Consider the following 23,304-nt stretch of genomic DNA (forward strand, 5'->3'; position numbering starts at 1 on the left):
AGTCGGTGTGGGAGTTGGTGTGGGAGTTGGAGTTGGTGTTGGTGCTATCAGTCCATCCACAGTAGCGGTAGCAGGGGGACTGATAGCACCGCTGTTGTCTGTGGCGCTGTAGGTGAAATTGCTTCCTGTAAAGGTGCCCGTCGTTTGGAAAAATAGTTGCTGCAACTGTGCTGGAGTCAGGACTTGGCCTGGTGTCACTGGTACGCCACCGTTGGCTGGATCTCCTAAAAACAGGACTGCTTGGTCTGGTGAGGGCAGGGTGTTGATCGTGTAAGAGACGATCGACCCGTCGGGGTCGAGGTCGCGGCCTCCCAATCCCGTGACTAACTGGCTGCTGTTGGGCCCTAGGCTGGAGGTGGCATTGTTGGCCTCTGGCGGTTGGTTGGGAGTTGGAGGTGGTGTCAGAGTTGTGGTGACTGTAGATGCGTTGTTGTCCAGAGTCGGGTCAGCGGTAGTTGAGGTACTTCTGGCGGTGTTGGTGACGCTGCCGGATGCAGGTACGATGAAGCTGACTGTGTTGGTGACGGCGGCACCGCTGGCTAAGCTGGGAACGGGCGCGAAGGTGACAATACCTGTATTGGGATCGTAGACACCGCCGTTGACTTCTGTTACGGCGCCAACGATGCTGTCAGTAATTGTGAGGTTTTCGGCTGTGCTTGGGCCGTTGTTGACTGTGGAAATTATGTAAGTAACTCTTTCACCTGGTGCTGCTGCCGCAGTCCCGCTTTTGGTGGTAACGACATCGGCACTAGGTGTCAGAGTTGTGGTGACTGTAGCCAGCGGATCAGTGCCGTTGTTGTTCTCAGGAAAAGGATCTGGGGTAGCTGAGGTATTTCTGGCAGTGTTGGTGACGCTGCCAGATGCAGATGCAGGTGCGATGAAGCGGACTGTGTTAATGGCAGGAGCACCGGAAGGCAAGCTGGGAATCGGTGGGAAGGTGACAATCCCAGTATCTGGATTGTAAACAGCCTCGTTGGGTAGACTAACTATTGTTAAACCGCGAACAATGCTGTCGGTAACGGTGACGTTTTCGGCTGTGCTTGGCCCGTTGTTGACCGTGGAAATTGTGTAAGTAACTGTTTCACCCGGTGCTGCTGCCGTAGTCCCGGTTTTGGTGGTAACAACATCGGCAAGAGCAGCAACAATTGTAGTTGAGACTTGAGAGATGGGTTGGGAACTATTGTTGTTAGCTAGATTGGGGTCGAAAGTGCTGGATGTGCTATAGGCAGTGTTAGTTAAGGGAGCTGTGACTGTTGGGGAAACTGTGGCGGTGATGGTGCGGGTTTGGCTAGCACCATTAGCCAGAGTCGGAATCGCCGGCCAGATGACCGTCCTCGTTGTGGGGTTGTATGTGGCGAGGTCGGAGGCGCTGACGAAACTTAAGCCCTCTGGGAGCGGATCTTGAATCAGGACGCTTTCGGCGCTGTTTGGCCCGTTATTTGTGGAGGTAATCGTATAGGTAATGGTGCTATTGGGTATGGCGAACAGCGGGCCTTTTTTAACAATGGAAACGTCTGCTACAAGTGTAGGCGGATCGATACTTTGGACGATGACATTGTTAACTTCGTGAATGTTTGTATTTCCCCCTGTCGAAGCAGCAAACCCAAATTTAAAAGTACGTGGCACTTCTCCGTTTATGGTTGTCAAATTTGGTATGTCGATCAGTGTTTCGCCCGCATCAAAGATGCCGTTGCTGTCCAAGTCGAAGGCAACTGTGAGACGGTTAGGAGATATTATTGAATTCGCCGGAAATAATGTAATTTGGACACTTCTTTTAGCAGCAGTGCGAGTGGTTGTATCTTTATTATCTATGCCAAGGGCAATGGAAGTGCTAGTTAAAAAATTATAAGATGTGCTTTGGCTGCCTCTAAGTCCTAATGAATCCGGCCGTTGCCCGGGGCCGCCCACACGCCCTCCCACTCCTGTTTGACTAGCAGAATAATTGCCAAACTCGTCTAATCCGACACCTAAATAACCTCCTGAAATACCAAGTGAAGCGGGGCTATTATTATTCTGAGCATAGCCGAGAGAGCCACCATAGCCTCCCGCTTCTGTTGGCGTAGCTGTTCCGTCAATGAGGAAAAAACTAATGCCATCGGCACCAAGGGGGGTATCATCCCCTACTGGTCGTTGTGGAAAAAGGACAGTACCTCTGTTATAGGCAAAGTAATCAAAGGTAACTCTCAGACCCTCAGTGGCCGAGATGGGGTTGTTGTAGATTACAAAAGCTGCTTGTTGAAAGGCGTTTGATGTTAATCTCAAAGTACCTTGTCCCTCTAGATCGCCAGTCCCTAAAGCAGGAATAACACCGCTGGTGTTGGCTGTACTACCTGCGGTTAAGCCTGGGTTAGATGAAAGGGTGTTGCCAACTCCATATATCCAAGGCCCGATTACTGTTGAATTTTTAAATTCTTCAGCAGCTAAGGTAGCCAGGACTGATGTGTAGCTTTCTAGGACTTTTTTTTCAAAGGCTAATTCGGTATTTATTTGTCCTGTGGTAATTTCTAATTCCCAGTTGCCACCTAATGCTGCACTCCCTGTTAAATTATTGGAAGCGGCAATATTTGCTCCTGTTATTTCGCTGAGTTTTTGTATAAACTTTAGACCTGATTCCCCGGCGCCTGTGTAGCAACTTAACAGCAGAATACTACCTGTTTCTTTGAGAGCTTTACCCCACTGCTGCAATTGGCGGGAATAGGTTTCTATATTGTGAATATTGAGTTCTGCCCGGCCGATTTCTACTGATGCTGATGCGCCGTGAGCAACTATTTGAATGCTGTTGAGGTTGTGCCGCGAGGCTGCTATTTCGGCAATTTGTTCGATTCCATCCCGGGTTCTATCGAGCAGGATTACTTCTGTATCGCTTTTCACTCCCCTGAGAAACTCTTGGTAGTTTTCTACTTGTGAATCCACAATCGCTAGATTTTTTCGACTAGCCGTCTCTGCTTTATGGCTAGCTTGTCTCAAGATTTTAGTTTCCATATTGGTAGATTTCCCTGTTTGTGTAGATGACTAATTTGACAGATTTAGGAGGGTTTTCATTTGGGGTTAATTTTGTTGCTAAATCTAAGCTACCCCTTTTCATAGATGACGATAAACTTTCAACTATAAAGTTTTAAAAGTTATTTTTTACGAGACATAATACTTACCTCTATTTGTTATTTGTGATGTTAGTCAATCATTAGACAGGATTTACTGCGATCGCCCTTGGATGTCCTGATGCGGCCGATGGCTGCAAATTCTAACATGAATAAGGGGTAACAGCCTTTGTATTAGCGAAGATGCTCTATTTTTGGAAAAAATGATATTAGGTCTAAGGTTAGTTATATGGTAAATTACTTACGGATTTATCAGCATAAGGGGTCTAACCCCTCATAGCGCTGTTCTTAGTCTGGTGATATCGAGGCTGGCTCAGACAGCTTGAACCGTAAATATACTGAAAATATTAATTTCCTAAAAATTGGCAGATTTTGACTTTGAGGTGCGATCGCTCTTAAAAGTTGAGAGTACCGTATTTCTAGAGATTTATACTTATACTAATTGGGTGTGCAGTAAACTCACAGCCATGTAATAATAACAACTTAACGCTACAAAAGTTAACAAAAAAAGTTGACAAATTATATATGTTAATACCAGGATTGCGGTGACAAAAAAGAACGATCGCCCTTCAGTTCAAAAAGTACGATCGCCCTTTACACCCTGTTTTTATCTAAATCATCAAACTGCGTCGATCGCACCCTCTAACGCCGCTTGCTAAGCGTCAATATCGAGTTCGCGCACTAAAAAAGCCCATTCATCAGCCAATTCTTCAATCACTTTAGCTGTAGGTTTGCCACCCCCGTGTCCCGCTTTAGTTTCAATGCGAATTAACACTGGTTTTTCTCCCGCGTGGGTTTCTTGCAAAGCAGAAGCAAACTTGAAACTGTGGGCGGGAACCACGCGATCGTCGTGATCGGCAGTTGTAATCATTGTCGCCGGATAAGCCGTTCCCGGTTTGAGATTGTGCAGGGGAGAATAGCCGTAAATTGTCGGAAATTCCTCGGCATTTTCGGGAGAACCGTATTCCGAAGTCCAGGCCCAACCAATGGTAAACTTGTGGAAGCGCAGCATATCCATAACCCCGACTGCGGGCAATGCTGCACCGAACAATTCCGGTCGCTGAGTCATGCAAGCCCCTACTAATAAACCGCCGTTGCTACCACCTGCGATCGCCAATTTTGCAGGTTTGGTGTATTTGTTTTCGATCAGCCATTCAGCGCCAGCTATAAAGTCATCAAACACGTTTTGCTTATTCAACTTTGTCCCTGCTTGGTGCCATGATTCGCCGTACTCGCCGCCCCCCCGCAAACAGGCGATCGCATAAACTCCGCCCAGATCCAGCCATACGACATTGCTAATCGAAAAACTCGGAGTTAGGGACACGCCAAAACCGCCGTAGCCGTAAAGATAAGTGGGGTTATTGCCATCAAAGTGCAAGCCTTTCTTGTGGGTGATAAACATGGGTACTTGCGTACCGTCTTTGCTGGGGTAAAATACTTGTTTTGTTTCGTAATCCTCGGGATTAAAATCGACATTTGGCTGCCGATAAATCGTACTTTTATCTGTCACCATATTGTAGTGATAGATGATGTTAGGTGCAGTGAAACTGGTGTAAGCATAAAAAGTTTCGGTGTCGTGCCTCTTGCCGCTGAATCCTCCCGCCGAACCGATTCCGGGCAAGGCAACTTCTCGCACGAAAGAGCCATCTAAGTTAAAGATTTTAATCTGAGTGTAGGCGTCTTTCAAGTAGGAAGCCACAAATTGATTGTTCAGCAGGCCTATGCCTTCGAGAGTTTCTGCTGCTTCGGGGATAATTTCTGTGAACCCCCCCTCTCTGGGCGACGGGGGAGTTTCATCACAAGCGAGGGATGAGGGAGGTTGGTTGTTGGTGTCGATCGCAATTACGCGGCCCAACGGTGCATTTAAGTTTGTTTGAAACCAGAAAAGAGAGCCTTCATTGTCGATGAAACTGTACTCAGCCTCGAATTCGCTAATCAGTTCTACAACGGTTGATTCCGGTGCAGTTAAGTCCTTGTAGAAAATCAAGTTTTTGGTTTCAGTTCCTTGCCAAACTGAGATAATCAAGTATTTGCCATCTTCGGTGACGCCGCCGCTAAATCCCCACTCTTTTTGGTCGGGTCGCTCGTAGATTAATACGTCTTCAGATTGGGGGGTGCCGATGTGGTGGTAAAACAGTTTTTGGTAATAGTTAACTTCTTCGTGCTTGCTTTTTTCGTTGGGTTCGTCGTAGCGACTATAAAAAAAGCCTTTGCCGTCATGAGTCCATGAAGCGCCAGAAAATTTAATCCACTTTAAATGGTATGATAAATCTTCTCCGGTTGCCACATCGCGGACTTTCCATTCCTGCCAGTCGGAACCAGAACTTGACAAACCGTAGGCCATGTATTGGCCATCTTCGCTGATAGCTACGCCACCCAGAGCAACGGTTCCATCTTCTGAGAGAGTGTTGGGGTCAATTAATACTTTGGGTTCGGTGTCGAGGGATGTTAATGTGTAGAGTACGGATTGATTTTGCAGGCCGTCATTCTTGTAGTAGAAATAGCGAGATCCTTCTTTGAAAGGTATGCCGTATTTCTCGTAATCCCAAAGTTGAGTCAGGCGCTGTTTGATTTTTTCCCGCGCCGGAATTTCGTTGAGGTAGGCAAAGGTAACTTGATTTTGGGCTTCCACCCAAGCTTGGGTTTCCTCAGAGTCGGGATTTTCCAGCCATCTGTAGGGGTCGGATACTTTGACGCCGTGGTAGTCGTCTGTTTGGTCGATTTTGCGGGTTGTGGGGTAGGTGAAAGGTCGATCGAATTTGGTCATGATTTTTTACTATTCTCGGTAACTTTTTCCAGTTTACCCTTTCGCGGCAGTGACAGGGGAGAGTCGCTCAATTGGGGATTTGAGATTTTATCCTAAATCTGGGTTAAATAAGTAACCCCACCTCAAAAAACAGAAGACTTAGATACCTGAATCGTTTAAAATATTGGGTGTAGAGCAATCCTAAATCATTTGTGAATTTCTTACTCCCTCCCCGCGAGTTCGGGGAGGGTTGGGGTGGGGTAAAAGAATTAGGACTCCTGCAAGGAGTGCTATATAACATAAAAGCTAGAGTCAATAAATACTATTTTAAAATGAGATATAATTAATGTGGTTTTTGTCGGAATAAAGGGCTTCCCAAGAATGACTAAATTTCCCCATGACAGTTGGCAAAAGAATACCTCAGAGAGTTATTGTCACCTCTAGGAGAAGTAGAAACAAGTAAAGATGTTTCTGCTCAAGTTTGAGAAATTGATATCGGGTTTAAACCCACCTCTGGATCGCCTGAATACGTAGAGAATTTAGGTTTATTAGGTCAAATGACTGCGACTGTGGCTGCGATCGAACCATTTCGCAATGCCGTCAATACAGAGGATATCTTCAGTTGTGTTGTCAAACTTTTAAATACTAGGGCAGAATTACTGCGCCGAGCTAATCGAGAAGAGCAACGTTTAGAATCCCAGCAATTACCCCGGTTGTGGATTCTGACTCCCACTGCTTCGGAGGCTTTGTTAAGCAGTTTTAATTTTATGGTTCCAGAAGAATCAGAAGGTTGGGGGAGGGGGGTTTATTTTCTATCGGAAGTTTGGCGAGTAGGATTGATAGCTATTCACCAGCTACCGAATGTTCCAGAAACGATGTGGTTGCGGATTTTAGGTAAGGGTAAAGTACAGCAAGGGGCGATCGCGGAATTAACAAGATTGCCTGTTGATAGTCCCTTACGAGCTAATACGCTAGAATTATTGTACAACCTGCAAGCGAATCTGCAAGTAAATTTAGCAGCTAGTGCCCCAGGAAATCAGGAAGATAAGGAGTTAGTTATGGCGCTCGTACCTCTGTTACAACAAAAAATAGATGAGGCAACACAACAAGGAAGAGAAGAAGGAAGAGAAGAAGGAAGAGAAGAAGCACAGCGGTTGATTTGGCAGAACTTTCTGCAAGTCCGATTTGGGGAGTTAGACGCTCAGACAATTGCCTTTTTTTCCTCTGTCTCGGCTTTACCTGTTGGTGAATTCACTATGTTGTTAGTGCAATTATCCACATTGCCAATCGCTTCTTCAGATAGACAGCAAGTACAAACTTTAATCGCCGAAAATGTCTTGAGAAAGCGCTTTGGTCAATTAGAAGCAAACACCGTCAATCTCATCCCAAATTTGCTCGCATTGTCTGCCGAAAACTTATCGCTATTGCTGTCACAACTGCCAGATTTGTCAATAGAAAAACTAATTTCTCGATTAGAAAACTCTTCCCTTTGACTAAAAAAAGAGCGATTAAGCTTGCTCAAGTTCTTGTGGAAAGTAGGGGTTGGGCGTCCCGCCCGCCGCCAGAAAAGACAATTTAGATGCGGGACAACTTATAACTAATCCAACTCCCTCCTTCCTTCCAAAGCGCGAGCCAATGTAACTTCATCGGCATATTCCAAATCTCCCCCCATCGGCAAACCAAAAGCTATGCGCGTTACAAGGGTAAAAGGTTTTAATAAGTGACCGATATAAAGAGTAGTAGTTTCGCCTTCCACGCTGGGACTAATAGCAATAATTACTTCCTTAACCTTTTGCTGGCTGACGCGCCGGACTAATGGTTGAATATTCAATTGTTCCGGGCCAATTCCATCCATCGGCGAGATAACGCCACCAACAACGTGATATTTGCCCATGTATTCCCGCGTTTTTTCTAAAGCGATTACATCGCGGGATTCTGACACTACACAAATGGTATGACTGTCGCGGTTGGGATTGCGGCAAATTTCGCAAACAGGGTCAGCAGATAAGTGAAAGCATACTTGACAGAAACCTACTTGCTGTTTGGCATCAATCAAAGATTTAGCTAGGGCTTGCACTTCTTCTTCCGGTCGCTTCAAAATATGTAAAGCGAGCCGCTGGGCTGTTTTTGGGCCGACTCCGGGCAAGCGCTGCAATTGTTCGATTAAACGAGCTAAAGGTCGAGTGTACATTAAAAATTGGCGGTAATTGGTAATATCATTTCTGGTTGATTCGCGACAATATAATTTGTGCGATGTAGGGGCGGGTTTTACCAACCATCTATGTTTAAAACTAAGTATATCATAAACCAGCCCCGCCCATACACTGATGATTATTGACTAATTTACCCTCCACTAATTTTAGCTTTGTAGCCTAACTTTGTGATAATTTCTAGCAGCTTTTGCTTGTGTTCGCCTTGAATTTCGATTTCATTATCTTTGACTGTGCCGCCAGTACCGCATTGGGCTTTTAGCTGCTTGGCTAAAGTTGCTAATGTTTCGGGTTTTTCCTGAAAGCCGCTGATGACTGTAACTGTTTTGCCGCCGCGTCCTTTTCGGGATGCTTCGATTTTGAGGTTTTGTTGATTGGGGGGAACTTCGGCAATTCCCCGTTGGAGGGCTGCCGAGTTGTCAACGTTGCCGAATTCGGAGTAAACTATTCGTTTGCCCTCGGTTGTTTTGCTGTCAGAATCTTTGCGTTTGGATGCTGCCATAGGTTAAGATGCTTGAACTTTTTTTACTGCTATTTCTAGTTTTAGCGGATTGGGGTATGGTTGCGATCGCTCGGAATGGCATCTATCTTCTACTTATTGTATTAGCCCGTCAAGCGTTCAAGGAATTATAATGAAATTTGTTCGATCGCCTCCAGTCCACAACCAATTTGGTACGATCAACACCAAGCCTCTAGCTTACCCGTGAATCTAAAAAATCTAAAATCTAAAATCTAAAATCAAATGACAGTCACCCCCCTGCATCTCACCACCGAAACCAGCGCCCAACGCCCCGACTCCCTCGGCAGATTCGGCAAATTCGGCGGCAAATACGTCCCCGAAACCCTGATGCCCGCTTTATTTGAACTAGAAGCCGCTTTCCACAAATACCGCAGCGAACCGGAATTTCAACAGCAACTCCAACAATTGCTCAAAGATTATGTCGGCCGCCCCAGCCCTTTGTATTTTGCCGAGCGCCTCACAGAGCATTATGCTAAAGCAGACGGAACTGGCCCGCAAATTTACCTCAAACGCGAAGATTTAAACCACACGGGAGCTCACAAAATTAACAATGCTTTAGCTCAAGCATTGCTCGCAAAACGTATGGGCAAAAAGCGCGTAATTGCTGAAACTGGTGCGGGTCAACACGGCGTTGCTACCGCCACAGTTTGCGCTCGTTTTGGTATAGAATGCGTTGTCTACATGGGCGTTCACGACATGGAAAGACAGGCTTTAAATGTGTTTAGAATGCGCTTGATGGGAGCCGAAGTGCGGCCGGTGGCTGCGGGTACGGGAACGCTGAAAGATGCCACTTCCGAAGCGATTCGCGACTGGGTGACAAATGTTGAAACAACTCATTACATTCTCGGTTCCGTAGCGGGCCCGCATCCTTACCCCATGATGGTACGCGATTTCCATGCGGTAATCGGTGAAGAAACGCGCGCTCAGTGTCAGGAAAAGTGGGGTGGTTTGCCGGATATTTTATTAGCTTGTGTCGGCGGCGGTTCTAATGCAATGGGTCTTTTCCACGAGTTTGTCGGGGAAGAAACTGTCAGATTGATCGGTATTGAAGCGGCGGGCGAAGGTGTGGAAACTGATAAACACGCTGCTACTTTGACTAAGGGAAGTGTGGGAGTTCTGCACGGGGCGATGAGTTATTTGCTGCAAGATAATGAAGGTCAAGTGATTGAGCCGCATTCGATTAGTGCAGGTTTGGATTATCCGGGTGTGGGGCCGGAACACAGTTATTTGAAGGATGCGGGCAGGGCTGAATATTATAGCGTAACTGATGCAGAAGCGCTGGAAGCATTTCAGCGGCTTTCGCAGTTGGAGGGGATTATTCCAGCTTTGGAAACTTCTCATGCGATCGCCTATTTGGAGACTCTGTGCCCGCAGCTAACAGGCAATCCGCGCATTGTGCTTAACTGTTCCGGACGCGGCGACAAAGACGTGAACACTGTAGCGAAGGTTCTGAATATCTAGGCTAGCGGAATGTGGGGCGATCGCTCTGTAGGAATTGGTAACAATTAACTTTATTTCTCGTTTGATTTCATGTCCAAAGGTTTGATTTCGATTTGCTTGGGATTGTTGACAATCCTGCCTAAGTGTGAGACCTCCATTCCTATGCGATCGCTGCCACAAACTCCCATGAATACTAATGTTGCTTCCAGTGCTATTACTGACTTAGAAAAAGCGGTTAACCAACAGATAAATCAATACCGAGCATCTAAAAAGTTGCCACCGCTGAGTATCGATCCGCGAATCACTCAGATAGCAAGAATTCACAGCGAAAATATGGCTAAGGGTAAAGTCAGTTTTAGCCACGATGGATTTGAGGGGCGGGCGAAAGCAATTACCATTCCTTATCAAAGTGTAGCTGAAAATCTTGCTTACAATTTTGGCTACAACGACCCGGTACGCAATGCTGTTGAGGGTTGGATTAAAAGTGACGGCCACCGTAAAAATATGGAGGGTCAGTTTAATGTGACAGGTATTGGGGTTGCGAAAAATGCCAAAGGCGAGTATTATTTTACTCAGCTTTTTGTTCGCAGTCGATAATTTGAAGGAAGAAGGAAGAAGGAAGAGGGAAGAGGGAAGAGGGAAGAAGGAAGAAGGCAGTCAACAGTCAACAGCCAACAGTCAACAGTCAACAGTTACCAATAATGGAATTTGCAGATTTTCAAGTGTGCGATGGTGATATTCCCGATTCTCTCTTATCTTATTATTTGACTGCGCCGGCGATCGCGGTTGATACGGAAACAATGGGTTTGCTACCTTGGCGCGATCGCTTGTGTTTGGTTCAGTTGTGCAATCCCGAAGGTAAAGTTGCAGTGGTGCGGATTGCCAAAGGCCAGACAGCAGCACCGAATTTAAAGAAGTTAATGGAAGCCGAAAATATTGAGAAAGTATTTCATTTTGCGCGCTTTGATATGGCAACAATGCGTTACAATTTAAGTATTGACATTGCACCAGTTTTCTGCACCAAGCTAGCTAGTAAACTTGCTAGAACTTATACCAACAAACACGGATTGAAAGAATTAATTCTAGAACTCGAAAAGGTAGAATTAAATAAAACATCTCAAAGTTCCGACTGGGGAAATGCGACTAATCTTTCGGACGATCAACTAAATTATGCTGCTAACGATGTCCGCTATTTGCTGAGCGCTAAACAAAAGTTGACTGCTATGTTGCAGCGAGAAGAACGCTGGGAAATTGCACAGCAATGTTTTCAGTGTTTGCCAGTTTTTGTGAGTTTGGATTTATTGCAGTACAACAATGTTTTCGAGCACGGCTAATACTATTTTAGATTTTAGATTTTAGATTGGCAATGACTGATGACTACCAGGGTTTAGAACACGAGCATAAAATTGCATTCTTTTTTGGAACTGGTATAATATTCTGTCACCTCGCAGAACTGCCCTCAAATTGGTTTGTAGTGAAGACTTGAGTTATCATAAAACTCGCTCGGAATTTAGTCCTCACTACAAACATAATTATTATTATTTGACCGGACTTGATGTGAGTTAAAAAAAATTCAAAACAGTGATCTATGGGTGATTAGGACTGATCGGGATTGTGTTCGTGCAGTAAAGCTTCAATTTGGTCGTCAACATTTCTAATCACCTGTTCCAAAGCGGGCAACCCCTCTAAAGGCACAGGAGAAAGCCGAGTTCGATCGCGAATTTGATTCACTTTCCGCTGCAATTCTTCGGCCAGCCGCAGTGCGTCCCGACTCAAAGTAGACAATTGCTGCTGCTGGTAAAACCTCAAAGCTGCCCCCCGCAAAACTTGCAGGGTGGCTTCTTCCTTGCCACCCACCGTCATTACCCGCAAGCGCAACAGCAAATGAGTGTTTTGATATATGCGCTCAACTTCGACTTGTTTGGGCTGTTCCACCGGGCAAACAGGCATATCTGTCAGCCGCTTCAACTCGTCGATGACCTCTTGGAAAAGGACGATATCGATACCTTCGAGCATGGATTTCAAAACGCCATCTTGACTCCAAAGAATCCGGCCTTGGGACTGGTGGCGCTCAAAAAACAGGCGACCGATACCCTCTCGCAGCACTCTACCGAGCAATTCTTGTAGGAGTTGGGGCGCGGGCAAAGTTGCCAAAACTTCCACTTGGCTTGACAAGTGCAAGGCCTCGACATTCAAAACCGATAGCTGTGTCGGTGTCGGGGGAACCTCAGCGGCAGCAGGTTTAAACGGCTCAGGAGGGGGCATCGAGGGTTCTGGCACAGACAGCAGCGTTGCTGCATTGGGGCCTGAAGTTGCTGGTGCGGATTTTTTGGCTGTTGGGGCTGCAGCGGTTTCTGTCTGGCTCGGTTCTCGGAGTTGGTTCCCGTGCAGCAAGTAAGCTGAGAGCATCGAGCGCTGAGTTTCCGAGGCAATTGGCTCTGTTGTGACTGAGCAATTCATGTAAGCTAAAATCCGCTGCACGTAGTCCAAGGCGGAGTCATCTTGGGCATCGACTACGCCCAATTTAAACAGATTACCTTCTAGAGATAAAGGCAAAACTTGATAATAAAGGCAAGCTTCAAAGGGGACAACAGTGTCGATTAGGTGAAATATTCGATCGGAGTCCATTGTAGCTGCCGAGTGTGTTGAAGATGTATGTACCATTAGCTGCTTTGTAGTTGGAAGCGCGATCGAGCGCGACGCACCAACCTGATGCGATAAAATTAAACGCTGCAACTTCCCTGACGGAGGAATTGGCCTAACAACCGGAAGCTTTTCTTAAATAAAAATTCTTAGTCCCAGAATTTTCTCCCTTCTGTATTGCAGCCTCAAACTCTACCAAAAGATTGAGAACTAGATGATGGCTAGCGCACTCTAGACCCACTATCATTGATCGCCCGATGTTGATGCCCGTGGCTGGCAACAATAGAATTATATCTTTAATGCACAAGTATTAGAGATGCACCACAACCGATGATTTACGGGCTACCGCTGAATAGAGGATTGGCTAAAAAAGCCTGAAAAGTCGATCGTGCTGCTAGTATCTTACCTCAGAGAGTTAACTGTGAGCGTTTTGGAGCGCGATCGTCACGGCAGCGCTACGATATCCCGATCGATCTAACCTGAATTGATACAAGGGGCATGGCGCGGTTTTCCACGGGGAAACTCGCAGCACTCTGTGGCTTTTGGGGAATTGATTTGTAGCGCGGATTCTGAAAAATGCTACCGCCCATTAACAATTAGCAATTGCCCGCCACCCATTACCAATCTACTCGTTGCGGAGCGATTGAGCTGCTAAATAGAGTTTGCTCCACTCGCCGATGACTTGATTGGTTTTCAGTTTTAATTCAGATGCGATCGTCTCTACACTTTTCCCTGCTTTCAACGATTCTACCAACTGCCGCTGCACCGGTGTGAGGTCTTGTAAATATTGCTGCCACTGGGCGGGAGTCAAGCCCAAACTGTGTTCTTGGAGCGAAGTTTCCAGCCAGTTGGCGACTAATTCCGGTGCTTGTTTGACCGCAAAAACCCGAATCGCGTGGTAACTAACTTTTTCTCGCAAGCGGTAAATTTGCTTGATTGGAACATTCAACTCCTCGGCAATTGCCTCTTGGGAACGACCTTGCAGGTAAAGCTGCAGCCACCGGGAAGCCAGCGGATCGACTTCAGCGGCCAAGTAATTCTCAAATTCTTGTTGGACAATCTGCCGCTGAGTTTGCTGCTCTTCCCAAGCTTGATTTTCTCGATACTCGGACATCGCCTGTTCGTCTAGCAGGCTGAGCGGTTCGTCTGTATCGTCGGGTAGAACCTGTTCCGACACCAGCCGCACCCAGTCTCCAGCAGGCACTTGCGTCAACCCGCCGCGCTGAGCACGCCGCAGGTAGTTGACAAAACGGTACACCAGCAGCGGCTGGTTGCGGATCGGCCGCAAGCAGTATTCTTCTGTGCTCGCTAGCAGCAAAGCATTTCGCAGGCGTCTGTCTGAGGTGCATTCGGCAATCCAGGCGACTTGCTGCTGCAGGTAGCGATCGGAATTGAGCATTTCCTGAATCACTTCTTGCAGTACCTCCACCGCACTCCGCTGTCTGTCGCGACTCAGGGAAACCCACGCTTGGATTTTTTGCCGGAGCACAACTAAACCGCCGAGCCGCCCGATTAAGTTGCGGTAAGCTTTTTCTGGGGGTACTCCCAGATATCGAGAAATCAAAATTCGATATAAAAAGTCGATCGCGCCAGAGGCGACAGACAATTGAGTTGGGCTAAGAGTGTCAAATCTTTCGGGATTGTCTCCCAACAGCCACCGGACAACACTCTCGCGAGTGCTAGAATTTTCGTCCGGGCAATCTTTTTCCAGTCGAGACTTCCAATCTTGTCCTAGTCTTTCCGCCAAGGTCATGGGCTGTCGAGAATATTGTCTTTCACCCCCGATTTTACGTGGTATCCTGGATTTTTGAGTATTTTTCAGATATACGATCGCGCGATCGGATAAATTACCTTAAATTACCCTAAACAAAATTCCATTACGGTGCGATATGCCTAACTTTTTATTAGAACTCGGTACAGAAGAATTGCCCGCATCTTTTGTCGCAAGCAGCGCCCAGCAGTGGCAGCGACTTGTACCTGCAACGCTGGCAGAAGAATCCTTGACAAATGACTCAATTAATGTATACGCTACTCCGAGGCGTTTGGCCGTTCTCGTGAAAGGACTGCCAGTTCAGCAATTAGACAGAGAAGAAGAGGTAAAAGGGCCGCCCGCGAGTTCGGCTTTTAAAGATGGCAAACCGACGAAAGCAGCGGAAGGTTTTGCGAAAAAGCAGGGCGTAGAAATTGATGCTTTGGAAGTTCGCGCTACCGATAAAGGCGATTTTGTATTTGTGCTCAAAAAGATTCCGGGGCGGATGACAGCGGATATTTTGACAGAACTTGTGCCGCAGTGGATTAATAAGTTAGAAGGCAAAAGATTTATGCGGTGGGCTGACGGAGATTTGAAGTTTCCGCGCCCGATTCGATCGCTCGTGGCACTGTTAGATGATACTGTACTGCCAATTACATTGGTGAGCGGTTCGGATACGGTCAAGAGCGATCGAATTTCCCAAGGACACCGGGTGTTATACACCCCCCCTACACCCCTGGGAGGGGTCTCGATTCCCCAAGCCGAGGATTATGTCGAGTGTCTGCGGGCTGCTTGCGTGGAGGTCGATCGAACCCAGCGCAAAAATCAAATTAAAGCACAAGTAGAAGCCGCAGCGACAAAACAAGGCGGTTACGCCGACATTACCGAAGATTTGTTAGAAGAAGTCACCGACTTAGTAGAATGGCCGAACGCAGTTGTCGGCAAATTTGACGAAGAATTTTTGATATTGCCGCCGGAAGTAATCACCACAATTATTGTTACAAACCAGCGATACTTCCCCATCCTCAAAAGCCCAGATTATCCCGAACTTCTGCCCTATTTCATTACAATTTCCAACGGAGATCCTGCTAAAGCCGCGATTATTGCCGCCGGTAACGAGCGAGTAGTGCGGGCAAGATTGGCAGACGGTCAGTTTTTCTATAAAGCAGACTTGGTAAAGCCTCTAGAGGATTATTTGCCAAAGTTGGCAACAGTTACTTTCCAGGAAGATTTAGGGACTGTACGCGCAAAGGTCGATCGGCTGTGCAAGATTGCCAGTTTAATTGTCAATCAACTGCAAATCACAGAGGAAGAGCAAGCTGATGTAGCCAGAGCAGCCTTACTTTGTAAAGCCGACCTCGTAACCCAAATGGTTTACGAACTTCCCGAAATGCAAGGAATCATGGGGCAGAAATACGCCTTAGCAAGTGGCGAATCGGAAGAAGTAGCCACAGCGATTTTTGAACATTATTTGCCCAAAGGTGCGGGCGACAATTTACCCCAAACTCTCACAGGTCAAATTGTCGCAATAGCAGACAAATTAGATACTTTAGTCAGCATCTTCGGCTTGGGAATGTTGCCGACGGGTTCATCCGATCCCTTCGCTTTGCGTCGCGCAGCCAATGCAATAACTAACATTATTTGGGCGGCTAAGTTGCCAATTAATTTGCACAAGTTGCTCGCAGAAGTTGTTGCAGAATTTACCGCAGCCCGCCCGCAAACATCGGCGGACTTGCTGGATCAGTTATACGAGTTTTTCCTGCAAAGAATTCGGACTTTGTTGCAAGAAGAAAAGAATGTAGATTACGATTTGGTAAATGCCATTTTGGGAGAAAACGACCCAGAATATACTGAACGAGCATTGAGAGATTTGTTAGACGCGCTGGAAAGAGCGCTCTTTCTGCAACAAATCCGCAATAACCAGACTTTGGATCTAATTTACGAAACAGTCAACCGTTCAACTCGTTTGGCGGCTCAAGGTGATTTGGATAAAATAGAATTGGAACCGAAAACGGCGGTGAAACCGGAGTTATTTCAAAAGTCGTCTGAACAAGCTTTTTACGATGCAGTCGTGCAGTTAGTGCCGCAAACGCTGCTATCCAAACAAACTCGCAATTACCAGCAGTTAGTAGATAGTTTGACGGAAATTGCTCCGACTGTCAGCAACTTTTTCGACGGGCCAGAAAGCGTTTTGGTGATGGATTCTGACCCGGAAATTAAGCAAAATCGGTTGAATTTACTGGGGCTGCTGCGGAATCACGCGCGGGTGTTGGCTGACTTTGGGGCGATCGTGAAAAGTTAGAATTGACAATATTTGAGTCCGCCTGGGATTGAAAACCTCCGCTTCAGTCCGCCGGGGGTTGAAAACCTCCGTCTCAAAGCGAAAGTCCTCGCTCTGAGGACTGAAACCCTGACATAACATACTTTTCAGTCCGCCAGGGGTTGAAACCCCCGTCTCAAAGCGAAAGTCCTCGCTCTGAGGACTGAAACCCTGACATACCATACTTTTCAGTCAGTTTTAACTGACTTTAGCTGTTAGACAGGGGTTTTCAACCCCTGGCGGGCCTGGGGGAAAACGAGGGGGCCTGTAGGCAAACCAACTTGAGAAACCTACTTGTTAAAAATCGGGATCGAAATAACATTAAAGCTTACCAATAAAAGTAGTACATCTATTAGGATTGTTTCCGAACCGCGCGAGTCTCAGCAGAGTTCGATCGCTCTCTTAAAAAATAAGCAAAATGGCCAATAGTCAATAACCAATTCAAGGTTAAAATATAAACTTATAAAACCAGGGAAATTCGCTCCATCACACACACAACTTATGCCGATAGCTCATATCATTGGACTAGGAAAATCAGGAATTGCCGCCGCCAGACTGCTCAAACGCGAAGGATGGGAAGTAACGCTGAGCGATCGCTCATCTTCCCCAAACTTGCTCGAACAGCAACAGGAATTTGCTAACGAAGGAATTAACGTTGAGTTAGGTAAATCCTTTGAACCAGTCGAATCGATAGAATTAATAGTAGTAAGTCCTGGCGTTCCCTGGGACAGTCCAGCCTTAGTGCGCGCCAGAGAGTTAGGCATTGAAACAATCGGAGAAATGGCTCTCGCGTGGCGTTACCTCAAATCTCCTTGGGTGGGAATTACCGGCACTAACGGCAAAACTACTACTACTGCTTTAATTGCTGCTATTTTTGCAGAGGCCGGGCTTTACGCTCCCGCTTGCGGCAATATTGGCTATGCTGCGTGCGAATTAGCTTTAGCAGAAAAACCGCCGGATTGGGTAATTGCAGAAATCAGCAGCTATCAGATAGAATCCTCGCCATTTGTAGCGCCGCGAATCGGAGTTTTGACGACTTTGACGCCGGATCACCTCAGCCGCCACAAAACGTTAGAAAATTACTACAACATTAAAGCACATTTGCTCAAAAAGTCTGAATTGCAAGTAATTAACGGCGACGATCCTTGTTTGCGCCAGCAAGGAGTTGACCTTTGGCCGGATGCGTTTTGGACGAGTGTCAAAGGTGAAAAAGAACTGTTGGGAAATACAGATTTTGGAGCCTATATTCAAGATGGTTGGGTAATAGCTCAAAGCGAGAAAATTCTGCCTGCTGATTCTTTGCGGATGGTGGGAGAACACAATTTGCAGAATTTGTTAATGGCGGTGGCTGCGGCTAATTTAGCGGGAATAGATAAAAGTGCGATCGCCCGGGCGATCGCTAAATTCCCCGGAGTTTCGCACCGCCTCGAACACATCTGCACGTGGGAAGGCATAGATTTCATCAACGACAGCAAAGCTACTAATTATGACGCCGCGCAAGTCGGGTTGGCTTCTGTGAGCGCGCCGGCGATTTTAATTGCGGGCGGTGATGCCAAAGAAGGGGACGATCGCGCTTGGATTGATACAATCAAGGCGAAAGCTGCTGGGGTGTTGCTAATTGGGGATGCGGCAGGTATTTTTGCCGATCGGCTCGAACAAGCAAATTACAACGCTTGGGAAATAGTCGAGACAATGGAACGAGCAATCCCGCGAGCCGCAGAATTAGGCAAACAGAACAACGCTAAAGTCGTGCTGCTTTCGCCAGCTTGTGCTAGCTTCGATCAATACCAAAACTTCGAGCAACGAGGCGATCATTTCCGCCAATTATGCCTCGAATCCCTAGTTTAGATATTTCATTGTTCGCTGTGTACAAATTAAGATTGTTATACACAGCGAACACTAACCAAATTCAATCTGCGTTCATCCGCGTCTATCGGCTTACATCTGCGGTTAAAAATTAAAACCTCTGATTTCCACTTACTTTAACTAACCGTCTTCCAGATATCCTTAATTTTCGCCTGTTGTTCCCACTCTAGCTCATAAAAAACTAGCATCATTTCCTCATGAGTGTAATCAATAATTATTGCAGCCAATTGAGCGGCAGTTTGCGCTTTCAGCATGGCTAGTTTCAACGTGGTCATTCCTTCTTTATCCATCAACACTAAAACTTGGATTTTTACCTCACTTTTATTTTAATTTTGCCTGCAACTATCTGTTAATTTTGCCTTAAAATTAGCAATTTTAGCAGCATTTACTGTGTCAAAATTGTGCGAATTTATTTTAACTTGGCTGCAAAGCTGAGAGAGCAATTTTTCATCAATCTCCAGAATCTTGCCTTCGGAAGTGACTTTTTTTTGCAACAAAGTTGCGATTTCCCTTTCCAGTTGGCGATTTCCTTGCTGAAAGAAATCTTGAGAGTTAGAACGAAACAAACCGCTATTGACTTGCTGAATTTGGCTGGCTGTCAGCGATTGAGCCGAGACAGCAGCCGGAAATGCAAAAGATGCTGCTAGCCACCAGCTAGAAATTATCTGTTTGAGAATGCTGTTCATAACTGTCAGGAGGATTTTTTACCTCAAGTGGTTTCTCGTCTTCTGACTCGCTTACTAATTCATCTTCTTGTTCAAGTTTTTCTTGCCACTCGACAAGCTGCTGAAAAAGTTGCGGGTTAATTTCAAATACGGGTTTGTTGGTTTCTGACATATTTACTCCTGAAAGTAATTGAAAGACTTGGATTTAACTGGTTCCCTGGCTCTGCCAGGGAACCGCTGTCGAGAGGCTCTGCCTCGCTTTTTCAGCAGGAAAATTGGAGGCAGAGCCTCCGGATCTGCGTTACCACGCTGAGCCTGGAAACGAGTAGAAAAACAATTATGTCGATCGGAATTTACGCTCAAACCTTCAGCAGCGACATAATTATGCCAGTTAAAGACCCACCAAGCAAAACTAAAGTAGCTAAGGTACTAATGCCAAATCCTGCCGCTCTTTTTTCAGCAGCTTGATAGTAACCCCAAGCAAACAAAATGCGTCCAATTATCCAAACTGCGCCGATACCGGCGCCCCAAATTGGGCTGATAAATTGCGAGAACAGCCACAGCGAGGGCAAAAATAGAATCATTTGCTCTAAGGTATTTTGCTGAACTCGCACCACTCGCTCAAAGTCTGGGTTTCCTGTCATCTGCGGGGGAGAAACTTTGTATTTGAATCTAGCTCTGCCGACGTTGATGGTAACAACGAAGTAGAGAATTAATGCTGAAACAGTAATTAGACTAGGCCAAAGTGTGGCGTTTGCTTCTGAGAGCATGATTCGGTATTATGGGGTGGAGTATATATCTTGATTATAAATCAATTATTGCCGATCGCGTTATTCATCGCCCTCCCGTCATTCCATGCACGGAATGTGATTCAACTGGTGGCTATTAGCGACGCGACAATTGCTTTCGGATTCTGGGACATCCTCGAAAACTTGCTGGCTGGGATTTTGATTCTTTTGACTGCACCTGCACAGGGAGACAAGCCCCCGACTCTTCTCGTGAGTCACCCCAAATTTTAGACCCTAGTTCAAGCTCCTAGATTCATCTGTGGAGTAAATTTAAAATCTAAAATCTAAAATCTAAAATCGCTGGAGTAAATCTAAAATGTAAAATCGACTGGGTAGCCCCAAATTTTAGACTTTTGTTCCAGCTACCAGATTTATCAGTGGAGTAAATTTAAAATCTAAAATTTGAAATCTAAAATCTAAAATCTAAAATCGACTGACCTTACCTGCATACGGATACAAGTCCCCAACTTAAGGAGATTATTTTGCTCAACAATATTCGAGACAGTCTTAAATATTTCACCAGGAGCAGGATTCCTCGAGAGCATTTAAAGCAAATACGAGTTGACTTGTTGGAAGAATCAACCCTAGATATTAACTATCTTGTCTTAATTCTCGGCTCCTGTATAATCGCTACCTTTGGACTGCTTGCCAACAGTGCCGCCGTCATCATCGGTGCTATGATAATCGCCCCTCTGATGTTGCCAATCCGAGGGTTAGCATTTGGAGCGGTAGAAGGTAACGTTATGCTCTTCCGCAAAGGTTTAATTGCATTAGCAGTTGGGACGGTGCTAGCAATTTTTCTAGCTTGTTTTTTGGGAGCGTTGGTACAACTTCCCGGCTATGGGAGCGAAGTTCTAGCTCGTTCTAAACCTACATTACTAGACTTAGGAATTGCGATCGCCGCTGGGGGAATCAGTGGTTATGCGAAAGTTCAGCCCAAAGTTTCTGCTACTCTGGCGGGAACTGCGATCGCCGTGGCTCTCATGCCGCCAATTTGTGTTATAGGTTTAGGCTTATCTCAAGCTAATTGGTCGCTCAGTTTGGGAGCAAGCCTCCTGTATCTTACTAATTTGCTGGGGATTACTCTCTCCTGTATGCTAACCTCTTTAATGGCCGGCTACACGCCCCTGCATCGCGCCGGTAAAGCCCTCTTGTGGGCGCTAGGATTGACGGCTATACTTGTAATTCCTTTGGGGGTGAGTTTTGCAGAATTGATCGAGCAAGCTCAACTCGAAGCCAGCCTGAAGCGGGCGTTGCTTAACCGAACTATCACTTTTCAACGGGTGGAACTGATTAAAACTGATACTAACTGGTTGATGAAACCGCCGGAAGTGCGTCTGATTGTTCGCAGCAGCGAAGCTTTGACACCCAAACAGGTGCAGCTTTTAGAAGCATTTGTTGAAAAAGAAATGGGTCAACCATTTACCTTAATTTTTCAAGTGAGTCAAGTTGAAGAAGTGCGGCGATCGATGCTGAATAAGTCCCGCTCGAAACCGAAGCCTTAACTATTTTATTCCTAATTATATGACCCCAGAAACTCTAATTAACGAAGCGACTATCGAGGGCAATCTGAAGAAATTTCTTTTAGTGCTATTAGTCTCCTTAAGTGTGGCGATACTGCCGCAACTATGGGGCTGGTTGCGACAAATTCCCTACACGCTGCTTTTAGTAATTGTCGGGTTGGGTTTGGCTTTTATAGATGTGCGATTGGTGTCGCTCTCGCCCGAACTGATTCTGTTGATTTTTTTGCCGCCTCTTTTGTTTGAAGCTGCTTGGAATCTGGAATGGTCTAAACTCAAGCGGGATTTAGTGCCGATCGCTCTTTATGCGGTTTTGGGTGTTGTTGTTTCTGTTGCTGGCGTGGCTTTTGCTCTCAACCAAATAGCTGGAGTTTCTTTAGCAATCGCCCTGTTGGTAGGAGCTAGTATATCTGCTACAGATCCAGTTTCAGTAATTGCATTGTTCCGGGAACTGGGAGTTGAAAAACGCCTAGCTTTGCTGGTGGAGGGAGAGAGTTTATTTAATGATGGCATTGCTGTTGTTGCCTTTAGTTTTTTGGTGGGATTCTCTTTAGGGACGGATGAAGTTGGCATCCCATTTCTGGTGGGGCGTTTCTTAGCTTTTGTGGGAATTGGGATTGCTGTCGGGAGTGCGATCGGTTTTGGTATCTCCTATCTCACCCAACGGTTTGATTTACCTTTGGTGGAGCAATCGTTAACCTTAGTTTCTGCCTACGGCACTTATATAATTGTGGAGGATTTAGGCGGTTCTGGGGTGATTGGTGTGGTGGTGATGGGCTTGATATTTGGCAATTTCGGCTCTCAGATAGGTATGCAGCCCAGTACCAGACTGGCGGTAACACAATTTTGGGATTTTGTGGCGTTTTTTGTAAATTCGATCATGTTCCTGCTGATTGGCGATCGGATTAGTTTTGCTGGTTTGCAAGCGAATTTAGGAGTGATTGCCATAACTGTGGCGGCGATGTTTGTGACGCGAGCGATCGCTATTTTTGGTTTAGGATGGTTGAGCAATAGGTTGGCAAAATCAGAAATTTCATTAGCCGATAGAACAGTGATTTGGTGGGGAGGATTGCGGGGTTCTGTCTCAATTGCTTTAGCTTTGAGCGTGCCGGAGGTTTTCCCCGAACGGGAAAAAATTATTGCGATCGTGTTTGGTGTAGTTTTATTTACGCTGCTAGTACAAGGTTTAACCACCAAGGCGCTGCTGGAAAAACTGGGGTTGTTGGGCAACCAGGAGTTGCGCCAGGAGTATCTGCAGGCGATCGCCCAACGTGTTGCTCTCAATCGGGTTCTCAAGTATCTATCTGAAGTATCGAGCGATCGTAAAATCGAGCCTGAGTTTTCTAATCATCTCGTGAGTCAGCTTCAAGAAAAATTAAACTTGCTGCAAGCAGAAATCAATCAAATGTACGATCGATCTCCTGAACTGCGGCAGATGACTATCGACAAACTAGAAGGGGATTTGCAGGCAATAGAGGCTGATACTTATGCTGAATTTGTGCGAGCTGGTCAATTGAATGAGCTGCCTGTTTCTGTGTTGCAGCAATGTTTTAAAGAGCGGAATGAGACAATTGTTTCTTAAAGCGAATTCGTTGGCAGGATTAACAGAAATAAGTTCTACTACAACGAGTACGGGTTTTGGGCTTTCGACTGAAACCATTGTGGGCAATCAAAAACAGTCCGAATTGTTGAGGGGCGGACATGGTATAATTCCTGATATTGTAGGGTTCGTCAGCCT

19 protein-coding genes are annotated in these 23,304 nt (G+C 46.1%); 9 read left to right on the top strand and 10 right to left on the bottom strand.

Annotation, left to right across the window (positions count from 1 at the left end; genetic code table 11):
* A partial coding sequence (locus tag QUA34_RS00765; protein ID WP_333383284.1) for a DUF4347 domain-containing protein occupies positions 1 to 2,982 on the bottom strand: 2,982 nt, incomplete at its 3' end.
* 771 nt (positions 2,983 to 3,753) lie between these two features.
* Entirely contained in the window at positions 3,754 to 5,865 is a 2,112-nt protein-coding gene (locus QUA34_RS00770; RefSeq protein WP_333383287.1) for a prolyl oligopeptidase family serine peptidase, read from the bottom strand.
* A 536-nt stretch (positions 5,866 to 6,401) separates the two neighbouring features.
* Between QUA34_RS00770 and QUA34_RS00775 the strand changes: the two genes are divergently transcribed.
* On the top strand, positions 6,402 to 7,337 hold the full coding sequence (locus QUA34_RS00775) for a flagellar assembly protein H (RefSeq protein WP_333383289.1): 936 nt from the start codon (positions 6,402 to 6,404) through the stop codon (positions 7,335 to 7,337).
* Between the two features lie 104 nt (positions 7,338 to 7,441).
* Here QUA34_RS00775 and recR read toward each other — a convergent pair whose 3' ends face one another.
* Complete coding sequence (gene recR, locus QUA34_RS00780) at positions 7,442 to 8,035, bottom strand: recombination mediator RecR (protein WP_333085182.1); 594 nt, start codon at positions 8,033 to 8,035, stop codon at positions 7,442 to 7,444.
* Positions 8,036 to 8,187: 152 nt separating this feature from the next.
* The gene (locus tag QUA34_RS00785; protein ID WP_333383292.1) at positions 8,188 to 8,556 is read right to left on the bottom strand and encodes a translation initiation factor; all 369 of its coding nucleotides are present in this window, start codon (positions 8,554 to 8,556) and stop codon (positions 8,188 to 8,190) included.
* 240 nt (positions 8,557 to 8,796) lie between these two features.
* Between QUA34_RS00785 and trpB the strand changes: the two genes are divergently transcribed.
* The 3 genes from trpB to QUA34_RS00800 all read left to right on the top strand — a co-directional run bounded on the left by trpB (position 8,797) and on the right by QUA34_RS00800 (position 11,348).
* Positions 8,797 to 10,035 carry a tryptophan synthase subunit beta gene (gene trpB, locus QUA34_RS00790; RefSeq protein ID WP_333085184.1) on the top strand — a complete coding sequence of 413 codons (1,239 nt, stop codon included), beginning with the start codon at positions 8,797 to 8,799 and terminating at the stop codon, positions 10,033 to 10,035.
* Between the two features lie 165 nt (positions 10,036 to 10,200).
* Positions 10,201 to 10,611 (top strand): CAP domain-containing protein, encoded by a 411-nt coding sequence (locus QUA34_RS00795; RefSeq protein ID WP_333383295.1) that lies wholly within the window; start codon positions 10,201 to 10,203, stop codon positions 10,609 to 10,611.
* Between the two features lie 104 nt (positions 10,612 to 10,715).
* On the top strand, positions 10,716 to 11,348 hold the full coding sequence (locus tag QUA34_RS00800; protein WP_333323649.1) for a ribonuclease D: 633 nt from the start codon (positions 10,716 to 10,718) through the stop codon (positions 11,346 to 11,348).
* Positions 11,349 to 11,610: 262 nt separating this feature from the next.
* Here QUA34_RS00800 and QUA34_RS00805 read toward each other — a convergent pair whose 3' ends face one another.
* Together QUA34_RS00805 and QUA34_RS00810 are read right to left on the bottom strand one after the other, a co-directional pair.
* Positions 11,611 to 12,678 (bottom strand): hypothetical protein, encoded by a 1,068-nt coding sequence (locus QUA34_RS00805; RefSeq protein WP_333323537.1) that lies wholly within the window; start codon positions 12,676 to 12,678, stop codon positions 11,611 to 11,613.
* Positions 12,679 to 13,282: 604 nt separating this feature from the next.
* Positions 13,283 to 14,410 carry a HetZ-related protein 2 gene (locus QUA34_RS00810; RefSeq protein ID WP_333323539.1) on the bottom strand — a complete coding sequence of 376 codons (1,128 nt, stop codon included), beginning with the start codon at positions 14,408 to 14,410 and terminating at the stop codon, positions 13,283 to 13,285.
* A gap of 136 nt (positions 14,411 to 14,546) precedes the next feature.
* On the opposite strand from QUA34_RS00810, the gene glyS reads away from it, so the two are divergent.
* Entirely contained in the window at positions 14,547 to 16,709 is a 2,163-nt protein-coding gene (gene glyS, locus QUA34_RS00815) for a glycine--tRNA ligase subunit beta (RefSeq protein WP_333323541.1), read from the top strand.
* 519 nt (positions 16,710 to 17,228) lie between these two features.
* Positions 17,229 to 18,575 (top strand): UDP-N-acetylmuramoyl-L-alanine--D-glutamate ligase, encoded by a 1,347-nt coding sequence (gene murD, locus QUA34_RS00820; protein WP_333383298.1) that lies wholly within the window; start codon positions 17,229 to 17,231, stop codon positions 18,573 to 18,575.
* A gap of 134 nt (positions 18,576 to 18,709) precedes the next feature.
* Here the strand turns inward: murD and QUA34_RS00825 are convergent, their stop codons facing one another.
* The 4 genes from QUA34_RS00825 to QUA34_RS00840 form a co-directional block, all read right to left on the bottom strand.
* Entirely contained in the window at positions 18,710 to 18,868 is a 159-nt protein-coding gene (locus QUA34_RS00825) for a hypothetical protein (RefSeq protein WP_333085191.1), read from the bottom strand.
* Positions 18,869 to 18,919: 51 nt separating this feature from the next.
* Positions 18,920 to 19,279, bottom strand: coding sequence for a hypothetical protein (locus QUA34_RS00830; RefSeq protein ID WP_333383300.1), 360 nt, complete (start codon positions 19,277 to 19,279; stop codon positions 18,920 to 18,922).
* A complete protein-coding gene (locus QUA34_RS00835) occupies positions 19,248 to 19,430 on the bottom strand; it encodes a hypothetical protein (protein WP_333208919.1) in 183 nt (60 codons plus the stop codon). The genes QUA34_RS00830 and QUA34_RS00835 overlap by 32 nt, the downstream gene beginning before the upstream one ends.
* Positions 19,431 to 19,617: 187 nt before the next feature.
* Positions 19,618 to 20,028, bottom strand: a complete 411-nt coding sequence (locus tag QUA34_RS00840) for an MAPEG family protein (RefSeq protein WP_333383303.1) — start codon at positions 20,026 to 20,028, stop codon at positions 19,618 to 19,620.
* Positions 20,029 to 20,058: 30 nt separating this feature from the next.
* Here QUA34_RS00840 and QUA34_RS00845 point away from each other — a divergent pair, with 30 nt between their 5' ends.
* The 3 genes from QUA34_RS00845 to QUA34_RS00855 all read left to right on the top strand — a co-directional run bounded on the left by QUA34_RS00845 (position 20,059) and on the right by QUA34_RS00855 (position 23,148).
* Complete coding sequence (locus QUA34_RS00845) at positions 20,059 to 20,277, top strand: hypothetical protein (RefSeq protein WP_333383305.1); 219 nt, start codon at positions 20,059 to 20,061, stop codon at positions 20,275 to 20,277.
* A gap of 338 nt (positions 20,278 to 20,615) precedes the next feature.
* Positions 20,616 to 21,551, top strand: a complete 936-nt coding sequence (locus tag QUA34_RS00850) for a DUF389 domain-containing protein (protein WP_333383309.1) — start codon at positions 20,616 to 20,618, stop codon at positions 21,549 to 21,551.
* Positions 21,552 to 21,570: 19 nt separating this feature from the next.
* Positions 21,571 to 23,148 (top strand): Na+/H+ antiporter, encoded by a 1,578-nt coding sequence (locus QUA34_RS00855; RefSeq protein ID WP_333383311.1) that lies wholly within the window; start codon positions 21,571 to 21,573, stop codon positions 23,146 to 23,148.
* Positions 23,149 to 23,304 lie beyond the last annotated feature (156 nt).

The sequence above is a fragment of the Microcoleus sp. POL10_C6 genome (assembly GCF_036701585.1).
Classification (GTDB): domain Bacteria; phylum Cyanobacteriota; class Cyanobacteriia; order Cyanobacteriales; family Microcoleaceae; genus Microcoleus.